Source organism: Larkinella humicola, assembly GCF_008727875.1.
Classification (GTDB): Bacteria; Bacteroidota; Bacteroidia; order Cytophagales; family Spirosomataceae; genus Larkinella; species Larkinella humicola.
Genome location: NZ_VTWS01000005.1, coordinates 16,988 through 31,697 on the forward strand (window position 1 = coordinate 16,988; position 14,710 = coordinate 31,697).

14 protein-coding genes are annotated in these 14,710 nt (G+C 52.5%); 7 read left to right on the forward strand and 7 right to left on the reverse strand.

What is annotated here, in order from left to right; translation table 11 throughout:
• Positions 1-7: 7 nt before the first annotated feature.
• Positions 8-1,069 (forward strand): NAD-dependent epimerase/dehydratase family protein, encoded by a 1,062-nt coding sequence (locus F0P93_RS18995; protein WP_150878745.1) that lies wholly within the window; start codon positions 8-10, stop codon positions 1,067-1,069.
• Positions 1,070-1,141: 72 nt separating this feature from the next.
• Here F0P93_RS18995 and F0P93_RS19000 read toward each other — a convergent pair whose 3' ends face one another.
• On the reverse strand, positions 1,142-2,704 hold the full coding sequence (locus tag F0P93_RS19000) for an Rne/Rng family ribonuclease (protein ID WP_150878747.1): 1,563 nt from the start codon (positions 2,702-2,704) through the stop codon (positions 1,142-1,144).
• Between the two features lie 161 nt (positions 2,705-2,865).
• On the opposite strand from F0P93_RS19000, the gene F0P93_RS31530 reads away from it, so the two are divergent.
• Positions 2,866-3,030, forward strand: coding sequence for a hypothetical protein (locus tag F0P93_RS31530; protein ID WP_191908856.1), 165 nt, complete (start codon positions 2,866-2,868; stop codon positions 3,028-3,030).
• 66 nt (positions 3,031-3,096) lie between these two features.
• On the opposite strand, the gene F0P93_RS19005 is transcribed toward F0P93_RS31530, so the two are convergent.
• Both F0P93_RS19005 and F0P93_RS19010 read right to left on the reverse strand, forming a co-directional pair.
• The gene (locus F0P93_RS19005) at positions 3,097-3,939 is read right to left on the reverse strand and encodes a tetratricopeptide repeat protein (RefSeq protein ID WP_150878749.1); all 843 of its coding nucleotides are present in this window, start codon (positions 3,937-3,939) and stop codon (positions 3,097-3,099) included.
• A gap of 80 nt (positions 3,940-4,019) precedes the next feature.
• The gene (locus F0P93_RS19010; RefSeq protein ID WP_114408168.1) at positions 4,020-4,325 is read right to left on the reverse strand and encodes an HU family DNA-binding protein; all 306 of its coding nucleotides are present in this window, start codon (positions 4,323-4,325) and stop codon (positions 4,020-4,022) included.
• Between the two features lie 142 nt (positions 4,326-4,467).
• Here F0P93_RS19010 and mutY point away from each other — a divergent pair, with 142 nt between their 5' ends.
• The 5 genes from mutY to F0P93_RS19035 all read left to right on the forward strand — a co-directional run bounded on the left by mutY (position 4,468) and on the right by F0P93_RS19035 (position 10,679).
• On the forward strand, positions 4,468-5,556 hold the full coding sequence (mutY, locus tag F0P93_RS19015) for an A/G-specific adenine glycosylase (protein WP_150878751.1): 1,089 nt from the start codon (positions 4,468-4,470) through the stop codon (positions 5,554-5,556).
• A 51-nt stretch (positions 5,557-5,607) separates the two neighbouring features.
• The gene (locus tag F0P93_RS19020; RefSeq protein ID WP_150878753.1) at positions 5,608-6,153 is read left to right on the forward strand and encodes a single-stranded DNA-binding protein; all 546 of its coding nucleotides are present in this window, start codon (positions 5,608-5,610) and stop codon (positions 6,151-6,153) included.
• Positions 6,154-6,185: 32 nt separating this feature from the next.
• Complete coding sequence (gldE, locus tag F0P93_RS19025; protein WP_150878755.1) at positions 6,186-7,514, forward strand: gliding motility-associated protein GldE; 1,329 nt, start codon at positions 6,186-6,188, stop codon at positions 7,512-7,514.
• 23 nt (positions 7,515-7,537) lie between these two features.
• On the forward strand, positions 7,538-8,890 hold the full coding sequence (locus F0P93_RS19030; RefSeq protein ID WP_150878757.1) for a PrsW family glutamic-type intramembrane protease: 1,353 nt from the start codon (positions 7,538-7,540) through the stop codon (positions 8,888-8,890).
• 232 nt (positions 8,891-9,122) lie between these two features.
• The gene (locus tag F0P93_RS19035) at positions 9,123-10,679 is read left to right on the forward strand and encodes a M20/M25/M40 family metallo-hydrolase (protein ID WP_150878759.1); all 1,557 of its coding nucleotides are present in this window, start codon (positions 9,123-9,125) and stop codon (positions 10,677-10,679) included.
• 79 nt (positions 10,680-10,758) lie between these two features.
• Here F0P93_RS19035 and F0P93_RS19040 read toward each other — a convergent pair whose 3' ends face one another.
• From F0P93_RS19040 to F0P93_RS19055, 4 genes are all read right to left on the reverse strand, one after another.
• Positions 10,759-11,085, reverse strand: coding sequence for a hypothetical protein (locus F0P93_RS19040; protein WP_150878761.1), 327 nt, complete (start codon positions 11,083-11,085; stop codon positions 10,759-10,761).
• 114 nt (positions 11,086-11,199) lie between these two features.
• On the reverse strand, positions 11,200-12,183 hold the full coding sequence (locus F0P93_RS19045) for a nucleoside hydrolase (RefSeq protein ID WP_150878763.1): 984 nt from the start codon (positions 12,181-12,183) through the stop codon (positions 11,200-11,202).
• A gap of 31 nt (positions 12,184-12,214) precedes the next feature.
• A complete protein-coding gene (locus F0P93_RS19050; protein WP_150878765.1) occupies positions 12,215-13,318 on the reverse strand; it encodes an LBF_2804 family protein in 1,104 nt (367 codons plus the stop codon).
• 65 nt (positions 13,319-13,383) lie between these two features.
• Positions 13,384-14,682, reverse strand: coding sequence for a Gfo/Idh/MocA family protein (locus F0P93_RS19055; RefSeq protein WP_150878767.1), 1,299 nt, complete (start codon positions 14,680-14,682; stop codon positions 13,384-13,386).
• Between the last annotated feature and the right edge of the window lie 28 nt (positions 14,683-14,710).

The window sequence follows — 14,710 nt, forward strand, 5'->3', positions numbered from 1 at the left end:
CCCATAAATGAAAATACTGATCACTGGCGGAGCCGGTTTTGTTGGCTCTTCACTGGCTTTGTCTCTCAAAACCGACTACCCACAGTACGAAATTTTTGTTCTTGACAACCTCAAACGGAAAGGCTCCGAACTGAACGTAGCCCGCTTGACCAAGGCCGGTATTCACTTTGTTCACGGCGACATCCGGAACAAGGAAGATTTTGATCCCATTCCGCCCGTAGACACGCTGATCGAGGCATCTGCCGAGCCGTCGGTGCTGGCCGGTTTGACCGGAACACCCGACTACCTCATCAACACCAACCTGTTTGGTACGGTGAACTGCCTCAACTTTGCGCTGAAATCCAAAGCCAACGTCATTTTCCTTTCCACCAGCCGGGTGTATCCCATCAAAACCATCGAAACCCTGAATTTCGATGAACACGACACCCGGTTTGTGCTGTCCGACGAACAACCGGTGCCGGGCGTTTCGTCCAAAGGCATTGCCGAAAACTTTCCGCTCGACGGCGCCCGCTCGCTTTACGGCACAACGAAACTGGCTTCGGAACTGATTATTCAGGAGTATCAGGAGTTTTTCGGCCTGAAAACCGTCATCAACCGCTGCGGGGTCATCACCGGTCCGTGGCAGATGGGCAAGGTCGACCAGGGCGTGATGGTTCTCTGGATTGCCAAACACTACTTTGAGCAAAAACTGGCGTATATTGGTTACGGCGGCACCGGAAAACAAACCCGCGACATGCTCCACATCGCCGACCTGTACCGACTGATCGACTGGGAGTTACACAACATCGACCAGGTCAACGGCGAGATTCTGAATGCCGGGGGGGGCAACGAAAGCAGTGCGTCCCTGCAGGAACTGACCAAAATCTGTCAGGAAGTCACCGGCAAAACCATCCCCATCAGCAGTGTAGCCGAAAACCGGGCTGCCGACATCCGGTTGTATATCACCGACAACACGAAAGTGACGAAACTGACCGGCTGGAAACCCGAGTTGGGCATCAAAGAAATTGTCACCGACATCACGAAGTGGCTCGATGAAAACCGGGAAGCCCTCGAACCGATTTTGAAATAAGCAGAATGCTCTTTATATGCAAAAAGCCACCCGAAAGGTGGCTTTTTGCATGAATTGAAGATGACACCGAAATCAGGCACTGGTCACCTCAATCTCTTCGCCCTGTTTGTTATAGAACTTGAATTCGTTGATACCAAACGAGCTGTCTTTGATCAACTTAACCCACGTTTTGTGTTTCATGAACCATTGCATCTGCTTGGAATACCAGCCTGCGGTATAGTAGGCGTAGAGGTACGGATGCATCATGATCTGAACACCACGCTCGTTCTGGCGGGTCAGAATGTATTCCAGGTTCTGTTCGATGGCGTCCGTAATCAGAATACTGGCCTGAATCGTACCGGTGCCACCACAGGTCGGGCAAACTTCTTTGGTAACGATGTTGATTTCCGGACGAACACGCTGCCGCGTAATTTGCATCAGACCGAACTTCGTCAGCGGCAGAATCGTGAATTTGGAGCGGTCGGTTTTCATTTCCTCCCGCATCACGTCGAAAATCATTTTCTTGTTGTCGGGCTTCTTCATATCGATAAAATCGATGACGATGATTCCACCCATGTCGCGTAGCCGAAGCTGGCGGGCAATTTCTTTTGCGGCTTCTTTGTTGACACTGACCGCCGTGGCCTCCTGATCCTCCTCGGAATTCGATTTATTCCCGCTGTTCACGTCGATTACGTGCAGCGCTTCCGTATGCTCGATGATCAGGTAACCGCCCGCAGGCAGGCTTACTGAACGCCCGAACAGCGACTTGATCTGTTTTTCAAGCCCGAACTGTTCGAAAACCTTCATCTTGTTGTTCGTGTAGAACTTGACGATTTTCTCTTTTTCGGGGGCAATGGTGTGTATGTACGTTTTAATTTCATCGTACATCTCCTTGGTATCGACGGTAATGCTGTCGAACGATTCGTTCAGCATGTCGCGGAGAATGGACGAAGCCCGGTTCATCTCGCCAATAATCCGGTCGCGGGGTTTGGCGTCGCGCAGGAGGGCAATCCCTTTTTCCCATTTTTCGAGGGAATTGGTCAGATCGCGATCCAGTTCTTCAACGTCTTTGCCCTGCGCCACTGTCCGGACGATCACCCCAAAATTTTGCGGTTTTATCGACGACATCAGGCGCATCAGGCGCGTGCGTTCGGCTTTATCCGTAATTTTTTTGGACATATTGACCGTACTGGCAAAGGGCACCAATACCAGATACCGCCCTGCAATGGAGATATCGCAGGATAAACGCGGCCCTTTGGTCGAGATGGGTTCTTTGACAACCTGCACCAGAATGGGTGCATTCTTACTCAATACCTTATCAATTTTCCCGAGCTTGTCGATCTCGGGTTCCAGCTTGAAATTGTTCAGCCGGCCGGTATTGGCCCGTTTGGCGATAACGTCTTTCGTGAATTTGTTAAGCGAGTTAATGTTGGAGCCTAAGTCCAAATAATGCAGGAATGCATCTTTTTCATAGCCAATGTCGACAAATGCCGCATTGAGGCCCGTCACTAATTTTTTAACTGTTCCTAAGTAAATATCGCCGACGGTAAAGCTGCTGTCCGACTCTTCAACGTGATATTCCAGCAGTCTTTTGTCTTGCAAAAGTGCTATCCGATCACCTTTCTGAGTCGAACTAATGACTAATTCGTTACTCACAAGATGAATATGCGGTTAAGAGGCCCGAAAATATATAAAAAGGCCGGGCAATCGGTTCGTCGGCATCCAGGTTAAAGTCCTGTTGCACAAGCGAATAAGTCCTCCGATTGGCCGGCCCGTATGGTAAAATCCGCCCGAAAGCGATCTACCTATTTTTTCTTATGGCGATTCTTTCTCAGGCGCTTCTTCCGCTTGTGGGTAGCAATTTTGTGACGTTTTCTCTTCTTTCCGCAAGGCATAATGGTAATTATTTTTTATGGTTAAAAATGGTTGAATGGTTGAAAATGGTCATTGGGTTGAAATGGCTGGATGGTTCTGATGGCTAAATCCTTAACCATTAGAAGCACTTTTTAACCATTCAAACCCTTTTTAGCCATCAGAACCATTCAATTTTACAAATTCTTTTCCAGCTCTTTCACAGCCGCCTGAATCGTCGGGTCTTTCTCCCGCTCTTTCACTTTAGCCAGCAATTTTCGAGCCTCTTCTTTGCGGCCCATTTCCCCCAGGCTGATGGCCAGGTAAAACTGCGCCTTGGTATTGTCAGGATGACTGACCAAAATGGCCTGAAACCGTTCCACCGCCCGGTTGTATTGACCGGAACGCATCGACAACAGCCCCATGTTAAACAGTGCCAGTTCATTCGTCGGGTCTTCCTTCAGCACATCCCGCAGCAGCATAATCCCCTGCATTGGCGTTTCGGTCGTGACATACGTCATCGCCATATTCGCTTTGGCAGCCAGCAGATTAGGGTTACTGTCGAGGGCTTTCTGATAAAACTCCCGGGTCTTTTTCCCCAGATTCGCCAGTTTCTGATTGTCAACGGCAAATCCGTAGGCTTCATAATACAAATCGCCGGTCCGGAGGATGTTCGCTTCGGTGGGAGCCAGCGTCACCAGCTGTTCGGCAATCCGGGCAGCACTGTCATACCGACTCACTTTCCGATAGGCCTGTATCAGTTCGTTCCCCACAACCGGTTTTTGTTTGTCTTCCGCCGATTCAAAACGGCGGCTCAACCGGTTCAGTTCCTTTTGCTGTTCAGGCGCCAGACTGGCCGTGTGCAGGTCTGAACGATCCGTACGCAGCACCGCGGTATCCCGCACGGCCGTTTCCGGATCCGTGGTCTTTTCGTTGGTCAATTTCCGGTCTTCGTTACGAACCACTACATTGGGCAGACTGTATAAGCCCGCCGTCAATAGGATACCAACACCGATGACTAGAAAGATAGATTTGTTCATGATAACAGACATGAAATAGCGGACAAGAGAGACGAGATTCTTTTCTCTTGTCTACTATTTCATCTCATTGATCTGACTGATTAAACTGAAACGTTTTCGTTCCGCTTAACCTGGGTTTTAACTTGCTCAACAAACACTTTGGCCGGTTTGAAGCTCGGGATAAAATGTTCATCAATGACCATCGCCGTGTTCTTGGAGATGTTCCGGGCCACTTTACGGGCTCTCTTTTTGTTGATAAAACTACCGAACCCTCTCACGTAGATGTTCTCATTCTTCGCCAGATTATTCTTGATTACGGTGAAGAATGTTTCAATGGTGTGTTGAACATCTGCCTTGTCGATTCCTGTCTTCTCGGCAATTTCTGCGATTACGTCTGCTTTCGTCACGTTCGTACTAAACTTTAAGGTTCAATCAGTTGTTGAAAAAAAAGCCTCTCCAAATTGGGAGCACAAAGGTAGATTTTTCCTGTTAGAGAAAAAACACTCTACCTTGTTTTTTCTTCTCAACAACACCAAGTTACGAATTGTTTTGGATTGGTTTTCAGACTCCGACGACGCAAGAATCGATTTTGCCGCTACCCTGACGGGGTGGTATGAACATCACAAACGGGATTTGCCGTGGCGTCACACCCGCAATCCCTATTTCATCTGGTTATCAGAGGTTATCCTGCAACAAACGCGTGTGATCCAGGGCCGGCCCTACTACGAACGCTTCGTGGCGGCTTACCCCACGGTTCAGTCGCTGGCCGATGCCGACGAGCGTGATTTGCTGCGGCTCTGGCAGGGGCTGGGGTATTATTCCCGGGCTCGAAATATGCACAAAACCGCGAAGTACATCGCCGGCGAATTAGCCGGTCGGTTCCCCGAATCGTATGCCGAACTCCTGAAAATGCCCGGAATCGGCACCTACACGGCGGCCGCCATTGCCTCGTTTGCGTTCGATGAAAAAGTGGCCGTGGTCGACGGAAACGTATACCGGGTGCTGGCCCGGGTGTTTGGCATCGAAGAGGACATCACGACCACGACCGCCAAAAAGACCTTCTCGACGCTGGCGAACCGGCTGATTCAGCAGTCTGACAATCCGGCGACCTACAACCAGGCGATTATGGAATTCGGCGCCATTCAGTGCACACCCGTTTCGCCGGATTGTCTCTTGTGCCCCTTGCAGCAGCAATGTCGCGCGTATCTGACAGGCAAACAACGAATGTTACCGGTCAAAAGTAAGAAAACCGCCGTCCGCGAACGGTTTTTTAACTACATTGTGATTCGCCAGGGCGACCGTCTTGCGTTGAAAGAGCGAACTCAGAAAGACATCTGGCAGCATCTGTACGATTTTTGCCTGATTGAAACCGAAGAGCCGATGGAAGCATTTCGGGAATTACCAACCGGAAACGTGCTGAACTGGGTGTTGCAGGAAGGCATTTTGAAGGGATTATCCGACGAACGAACCCACATTTTATCCCACCAAAAGATCCGGGCAAAGTTCTGGCTGGTGGAGGTGCCGGAAGGCCGAAAAGTGGAGTTGCCAGACGGGTTAACTTTTTGTGAACAGTCTGAAACAGAACGGTTACCAAAGCCAATTTTAGTCGTGGATTATTTGAAAAGTCTTCGTTTTTAGCTACTTTTACTTAGTAAGTTAGTATCCATTCATCATTTTATTTACCGTTTTATGGCAAGCATGAACAAAGTGATTCTGATTGGCAATGTTGGTAACGATCCTGAAGTCCGCTACCTGGATGGAGGGTCAGTGGTTGCCAAATTTAGCGTTGCCACAAACGAACGCTACACCACCCGCACCGGAGAGCAGATTGACCAGACTGAATGGTTTCGGGTCGAAGTCTGGAACGACCAGGCCAAAACCGTTGAAAAATACGTCCGCAAAGGCAACCAGATTTACGTGGAAGGTCGGCTGAAAACCGAAACGTATACCGACCGTGAAGGCAAGGAACGTTTCTCGCTGACGGTTCGGGCCACAACGTTTCAATTCCTGGGCAGTGCCCGCCAGGATGGCGCTGAAGGAGGGGGCGAGTCTTACGCCGAATCGACACCGTCACCCCGGCAACAGGCGGCTCCCCAGCCAGCCCCCGCCCGGCAACCGGCCCCGCAGCCACAGGCGGCTCCTCAACCGGCCCCGCGGCCCGCTCCGGCAGCCCGCAAACCGGAGCCCGTTCCCGACGATATGAATAACGCAGGTGACGACGATTTACCGTTCTAAGCCCGTGTTTTTGTTCACCTATACGCACTTACATGGATAGCGATCCCCTCTCGAGTAAGGTGCTCCCGGCCGATGCCTGGGGCACCTATCTTAGTTTTTATGGCCCTTATGCCGCCATTCTGATTGTCTTACTGGCCCTTGCGGCCATTGTCTCCGCTTCTGAAGCCGCCTTTTTTTCCCTTTCGTCCGACGACCGCGCCATTTGCCGCAGCAGCGATGAGGTTGCCGAACGCCGGATCATGAATCTGCTCGACCGGCCCCGGCGGCTTCTGGCTTCTCTTCTCATTTTCAACAACTTATTAAATCTGGCGATTGTCGTAATCGTCACCTACCTCGTCTGGAAACTCAGCCAGCTCGACCCGACCTCCGGCTGGGTGCTGGCCAGTTTAACGGCGGTATTGACCCTGACGATTGTGTTGTTCGGCGAAATCATTCCGAAGGTGTATGCCAGCCAGAACAGCCTGTCGGTGGCCCGCCGGACGGCTCCGCTGGTGGCGCTGGCTTCCACCCTCTTCCGGCCCCTGTCGGTTCTGCTGGTCAGTTTAACGAGTGTGATCGATCAGCGAATCCGGCGACGGGGCTACAAGGTCTCGATGATGGAACTCAACCATGCCGTTGAGCTAACCAGCAGTGAATCAACCCAAGAGGAGCGCGAACTGATCAAAGGCATTGTCAATTTCAGTAACCTGACGGCCAAACAGGCCATGCGGGCCCGGGTCGATATAACGGCTTTCAGCGAAGACCTGACCTTTACGGAATTGCTGGCCCGGATCAACCAGTCGGGCTATTCCCGGGTGCCGGTCTACAAAGAATCACTGGACGAAATTGAGGGCATTCTCTACCTCAAGGATTTGTTACCGCACCTGGACAGCGACGATGCGTTCCGCTGGCAGACGCTGATCCGCCCGGTTTTCTTCATTCCGGAAACCAAAAAAATCGATGATCTGCTCCAGGACTTTCAGAAACGCCGGGTGCACATGGCCATTGTGGTAGACGAATACGGCGGCACCCGCGGCCTCATCACGCTGGAAGACATCATTGAAGAGATTTTTGGCGACATCAACGACGAGTTTGACGAAGAAGAGCCCATTCCGTTTCAGCGCATCGATGACCGGACGATTCGGGTGGAAGGAAAAATCCTGCTGACGGACATCTGCCGGGTTCTACAGGTCGATATCACCTATTTTGACGAGGTCAAAGGCGAGAGCGAGTCATTGGGCGGTTTGTTGCTCGAATTGTTCACCCGGGTTCCCCTGACAGGACAGGAGGTTAGCTACGGCGAATTTATGTTTAAAGTCCTTTCTGCCGATGACAAACGGATTCAGCATGTCGAAATTGTCAGACAGGAAACACCCAGTTAATCAGCAAATCGCTCATTCTGGCTATGAACCAACCCCCTTTACCGCCCGACCTGTTCATCTTCCAGTGTTTCGCCGGACCCGATGCCGGCAAAACCATCGTCTTGACGCCCCACGTCCGCTTGCTGCTGGGCACCGGCATCCAAAGCAGCTACCGGCTCCATGATCCGTATGTCGCCGAACAGCACCTGAGTCTTTTCTTCGACGGAGTCCGAATCCAATTTCATACCGTTGATAACCACTACATTCGGCTCAATGGTGTACCGGCTATGGCGGGTGAAATGGCGTTGGGAATCGACGCGCTGCAACTGGGAACGTCGCTCTGGCGGTTGTCGAAGCCAACGCCGTCAACCACCTCCGAAAACCAGTTTACCGAACCTTTCCAGCGGTTTTCCAATTTCGCCGGGATCGACCAGCTCGATCGGGATTTCAGCCTGAAAGCCATCTTCTCCCGAATCGGCGAAAAGCGAACGGACGACGACATCGAGAATGCCTTCACCGTTGGAACCCGGGAAACCACGCCCCCCCTTTCGAAAATCGCGGCAAACTGGCCGCAGCCCTGGCTTTTTGCCCGAATGGCCAGTGCTTCCCTCCTCATTTTCTGGGGATTGTACATCGGTGCCGCCCAGTTTAACAACATCATTGTCATTCCCGGCTTGCTCTTCGTCGGTGCTTTTGCGGTTCCTTTTGCTTGCCTGATTTTTTTCTGGGAGATGAACGCTCCCCAGAACGTTTCGCTTTACCAGACGGTGAAGCTGCTCTTTATGGGCGGCATTCTGTCCATTCTGATCTCCCTGCTGTTTTTCAGCAATGTCAGTTTTTTATCCAGTTGGCTGGGCGCATCGAGTGCCGGCATTGTGGAGGAAACCGGGAAATTGCTGACGGTTCTGGCCCTGATGCGGAATAAACGGAAATACCCCTGGATTTTGAACGGTCTGCTGTTTGGCGCAGCCGTGGGAACCGGTTTTGCCGCTTTTGAATCTGCAGGTTACGCCTTTGTAGCGCTGCTGGAATACGGTTCCGTCGATGTCGCACTGGGTAACATCGTGGTGCGGGGCATTCTGGCCCCGTTCGGCCACATCATCTGGACAGCCATTACGGCGGCTGCCATCTGGCGGCTCAAACGGTTCGATAAATTCCGGTGGGAGTTGTTGCAGGAAAAATCGTTCATCCGCTTATTTCTCCTCGTGGTCGTTATGCACATGCTCTGGAACGCCGGTTTCGATCTGCCGTTGCTGCCGTCCATTTTCGGCATCCAGTTTAAACACATCCTGCTGGGATTGCTGGGTTGGGTGATTGTGCTGAGTCTGATTCAGGAAGGACTGAAGCAGATCAAAAAGGCACAGAAAGAAGGGAACAGCGCATTGATCACGTATTGACACTTCTACGGAACGCGGTTTTTATTAGCCACCGCGAATTTGATTTCAAGAAATAGCCATTCACCCGATTTAATCATTGATTGAATGGCTTATCTGATCCGGTTGGCTTCCATTCCCGCAAACCTATACCTATTCACAGATCCGATTGTAATTAACAAACAACCAACGGGTTGAAGTAGATATTAGTTTTTCAAATTTGTACTTTAGTAACACAACCTAAACGTTTTTACGCATGAAAAGGCGACTGTTACTGCTGAGCTTACTGACCTGTTTTTCTCTCGCATCCGTTGCCCAGCAGGATGATAAACCGGATTTAGCGGTGGTAAAACAAATTCGGGAAGAGGGGCTGACGCGCTCCAAGGTTATGGAAACCGCCTTTTACCTGACGGATGTCAACGGACCGCGCTTGCAGGGACCCGGTTTTATGAAAGCCGCAAACTGGTCGAAAAACAAACTGGCGGAATGGGGACTGCAAAACGCCAAACTTGAATCCTGGGGCGAGTGGGGAAAAGGCTGGGAGATCGAGCGCAGCTACATCGCCATGACGGCCCCCTACTATAAAACCATCATCGCCGTGCCGAGAGCCTGGAGCGGGGGGACGGAAAAAATGCAGCAGGCCGAAGTGCTGTACATCGATGAGTCGGACACGACGGCGCTGGAAGGCTACCGCAACAAGCTCAAAAATAAAGTCATTCTGCTCCACCAGCCATTCGCCATCAGCCCCTCCTTCAACGCTGATGCCAAACGGTTTACCGAAAGTGATCTGGAAAAAATGGCAAAAGATGAATCGGTCGCCCGCGATTCGTCCTACCGCAGCCTGATTGCGGCCATGCGAACCCGCAACGCGTTCAACCAGAAAATGCGCAAACTGGCGAAACAGGGCGGTGCGCTGGCCATCCTGAACACCAGCCAGCTCAGCAAAGACGGAACCCTGTTTGTCAGTGGCGATTTTGCCAATGCGGCCACCGGCATTGCCCACGACGAGTTGGCCGACCTGACCATTTCGGTGGAAGATTACCTGTCGCTGAGCCGGATGGCAAAAGCGGGCGTGCCGATCAAACTCGAACTGGATGTCAAAACCAAATTCTATACGACCGACACCAAGGGCTACAACGTCATTGCCGAAATACCGGGGTCGGACCCCAAGCTGAAAGACGAAGTGGTGATGCTCGGCGCCCACCTCGATTCGTGGCATGCCGCCACGGGCGCGACCGACAATGCTGCCGGTTGTTCGGTGATGATGGAAGCCGTCCGGATTCTGAAAACACTGGGCCTGAAACCGCGTCGCACGATCCGGATTGCCCTCTGGAGCGGAGAAGAGCAAGGCTTACACGGTTCCAAAAATTACGTCACAAAACACTTTGTCGATCCGGCTACGAACAAACTCACGAAGGAAGGGGAGCAACTGGCCGCCTACTTCAACGTCGACAACGGAACCGGTAAGATCCGGGGAATTTACCTGCAAAACAACACCGCTGCGGGTCCGATTTTTGCCAAATGGCTGGAGCCTTTCCACGATTTGGGAGCCGCGACCATTGCCCCCAAAAGCAGCGGAGGAACCGACCACGTGTCGTTCGATCGGGTGGGACTAGCCGGTTTTGGGTTTATCCAGGATGGCATCGAATACAGCACCCGCACGCACCACACGAACATGGATACCTACGACCACCTGATCGCCGATGACCTGAAACAGGCCTCTACGATTGTCGCATCATTTGTGTACAATGCGGCCATGCGCGACCAGAAAATACCGTTAAAGAAACCCGCCCTGGGCGACGCTGGCCGGTAATTCTTAAAATCGTTTACCCCAACTCCCTAAATGGGCTTTCAACAAGTCTACAAAAGCCCTTTAGGGAGTTGGAGCAACATTACAAACCGATTACGACGCTTTCTACCAACAGAATCAGGAAGGCTGCGGCCGAGATGATCAACCCCCACTCTTTGATGCGGGTCAGCAACTGCCGACTCTCTACCTGACTTTGAAAGATCCCAATGAGGTGTTCGGCGATGTCGGCCGTGGCAAACAAACTGGCGATCTGAAGCAGATGCCAGGCATAGTCAAAACCGTCGATACATTGTTGCCAAATGAGGGGTTGAACAAAGAAATAGATTAGTAAAATCCATTCTTTGATTCCAAACCGGGTTATTTGAAGCTGAACCCGGCCAGCAAGGTGGGTAAAAAGTTGTCTGAACATGTCTGGTCATACGGTTGGGTACATCAAATGTAGCAAACATCATGCTATTTTTCCAGACCTGAATCGCAAAAAAATCCAACTCCCTACCACCCGTACCGTCTATTGTCTATCGAATCACTTCTTCCCCGGCTGGTGCATCATCAGCGTTTCGATTTCTTCGGTTACCCGGGCTACCGGCATTTTTTCGGTCAAATAGTAGTGCGACCCATTCGGGTCATCCTGCCAGGCATTGGTACCGCCACGGATCAAAAACCGCCCCCGTTTCAGTCCATAATACGGTTCGACACCCCGAACGGCCACCAGAACCGCCGTCTGATCCCAGCTCATACGCCCGTCGTTGTCCTGCTTGGCTTTCGGCATACAGAGTGCAAAAACATCCTTCACCGGACTTTTTAGAGTCGGACTGGCTACCAGACGCGGACCGGTTTTAATCTCTTTCCCGATCTCGAATCCGCTGAAAATAACCGGCGTGGGCCAATTGGCAAAGGCTTTTTCAGAGGCCACCGAATCTTTGTAAACGTTGAACTCCCGGCCTTTCGGAAACGCGCCGGCCATCGACACCAACTCCTTTACTTTCTGCTTCACCAGTTCTTTTCCGCCCAGTTTCGAAAACCGATCCGGTTTGGAATCCAGCAAATTGGCCATATTGGTCAGAAAACCGACAGTCACGATGGTCACACTACCGTTGGGTTGTTTGGCGAGAAGCTGCCGATACGCCGTCACGGCATCGGGCGCGTCGTCACTCGAACGAATGGTGTGCGGATAGGTTGCCACGAGCATTTCGGGCCATTTCTGCCACGCACCATCCACCACACCCGGCCCTTTGGTGACGCCCGTTGGCAGGTCTGGCCGACCGAAGTAAGTATTCAAGACGTCGATGACGGGCACCACCAGGTCATGTTTATTGGACGCAATAACCGCCAGCGGGCGGGCTTCTCCCCGATCGGCCAGGGCGTGCAAAACCGCCATCGCACCCACGTCGTCGTAGTCGGGGCCGATGTCGGTATCCAGAATGATGGAAACGGGTGGTTTGGGGCGGTTTTGGGCGAAAGAAAGGACGGCAAATGCCAGAAAGCAAAGGACTAGGAAGGGTTTCATGGAAACAGGGTTTAGGGGCCAATTTCCGAAATTACACCCACAACCCCTCCCCACGCACGAAGTTTTTGCGAAGGGATTCCAGTTCCGCTTCGGAAGTCGTCAGAATTCCCGCCCTTTGCAACTGCCGCAGCCGGTTTCGCTCCAGCGACGACAGATGACCGTCGATGAGAATGGTGAAAATAAAAAGCCGTTCCAGTCCGTGCCGAACGGCATCGGGGCACGTCGCCAGTTGTTCGGGGAATACTTCGGTTTTAGCCCCCTTTTCCAGATCGGCATCGATGGAAAACCGGGACACAAGAGCTTCCCGGAGCAACAGATGGGCGTAGTTGTCGGGCCGGGCAGAAACCGCTGCGAATTGCAAAACGCTGGGGAGCAGTTGCCGAAAGGCGGGTTCACGGCCAAACTCCTCTACGAGTTCGTTGGTAAACTGCCGGATGGTCAACGGTGCCATCACCCGGAGCTGAGCCTGTTGCAGAATGCGGTAGGTGGCCCAGCTAATCCCGATGGCCGCAACCAGGGTGCTGGTTGAAATGGTCATGATGGGCGTAATGGCCCGTTCACTGCTTAACCGCAGAACCCATTGCACCAACCCGTTGCAGGCAAAGGCCAGTAACAAAACCGTTATCAAATACCCGGACAGCGTCCACGGCAGCAGGGGCCGCGGGCTCATCCGAAGCCGAAACAGGCCCCGCGGAGGACTGTTCTCGGCCAGTTGGTTGATGTGGCGGGTAAATGACAGATCATGAAAACGTGGAAACTGACACGTCATTTCAATCAGACGGACCGCCCCGGTGTAGACCAGCAGCAAGGCATGCAGAACCAGGTAAAGTACCAAAACCGCAAACAGAACGCTGACCAGAGGCCAGTCGCCCAGGGCGGTATGGGTCTTTGCAAACCAACTCGCCCAGAGCGTGTGGGGCAAATAAACGATCCAGATACCGAACACCACCAAAGCCGATGATACCAGCATCGTGGCGCCTTTGATCCGGTAGAGGGCGTGGCGCTCCGCGTTGTTGAGCACAAAAGGCTCATCGGAGGGATGTTCGGTATGCATGGCACGGGCCAGATAACGAAGTGTTGTCCGGCCAGCGGTGGCCTGGTCGAAATCGCCAGAGGAATCGGTTGAGTCGGACATGAATAGTAACAGCTTACTTCTACTATAACCGGATTCAGGGGTAAGCTGTTTGCATACCCACGGACTTACACCGGATATTTCCACTCACCCCGGTATTCGCGGCTCAGCAGTTTATTGGCTTCGGCATCGCCTTTGATCACTTCTTTTTCCCCATCCCATTCCACACTACGGCCCAGTTTATACGACAGCATCCCCAGCAGAGCCATGTTGGTGGACCGGTGGCCGATTTCAATGTCGCAGGTTGGCAGGCTCTTCGTCTTGATGGCTTTCAGAAAATCGTCCCAGAGCTGGGCAATGTTCTGGTCATCCGGTTTGTTCAGTTGCGCATCCTGGTGAATCACCGCTTTTTTCGAATCCGCCGGGTAGAACGTCCAGCCGTCCATCCAACCCATGTGAAACGTGCCTTCGGTTCCGTAAAAATAGACGCCTACGGCCTGCTGCGGGTGCGTTTTTTCGGCATTGTTCCCGGCAAAGGTCCGGTGTTCCCAAACCGCCGTAAAATCTTCGAACTCAAAACTGGTCACCTGGTGGTCGGGAGCGTCGGTATTATCCTGTTTAATAGCCCGTCCGCCGGTCGAAAAAACCTTTTTCGGGTATTTCTCTTCCGTCCACCACAAAATCTGGTCCATCCAGTGAATGCCCCAGTCGCCCAGCGTCCCGTTGGCGTAATCCAGGTAATTGCGGAAACCGCGCGGGTGCATCGTGCGGTTGTAGGCCCGCAACGGAGCCGGACCGCACCAGAAATTCCAGTCCAGTTCTTTGGGCGCTTCCTCGTCGGCAACTTTCTGCCCCGCCCCACCGGCGTAATGCACGAAGGCACGCGCCATGCCAATTTTACCGGCTTTCCCCGATTTCAGGAATTCCATCCCGGAAACATTGTGCGGAGAAACCCGCCGGTGCGTTCCCACCTGGCACACCTTGCCGGTTTGTCGGGCGGTTTTCACCATGGCCCGGCCTTCGTTGATCGTGTGACCAATCGGTTTTTCTACATACACGTGTGCGCCCTGTTTCATGGCTTCGATGGCAATGAGCGGGTGCCAGTGGTCGGGTGTGGCCACAATCACGATCTCGGGTTTTTCGCGGGACAGCATTTCCCGAAAATCCCGGTAGATTTTGGGTTTGTCGCTGGTCAGTTTGGAAAATTCTTCGGCGGTTTTCGTCAATTGCCGTTGGTCCACATCACACAGCGCCACCAGTTTCGACTGCCCGGACTGCATGGCGCAACGCAGGATGTTGTTGCCCCACCAGCCGGCACCAACCAGGGCCGTGCGGTAGGTCGATTGTTGCGCCAGTGTGATCAACGGACGAGTGACCACCGCAGCACCGGCAAGGGCCGATGTTTTCAAAAATTCAGAACGATTCATAACAATGCAGGGAAGAAATAGTCTTCGA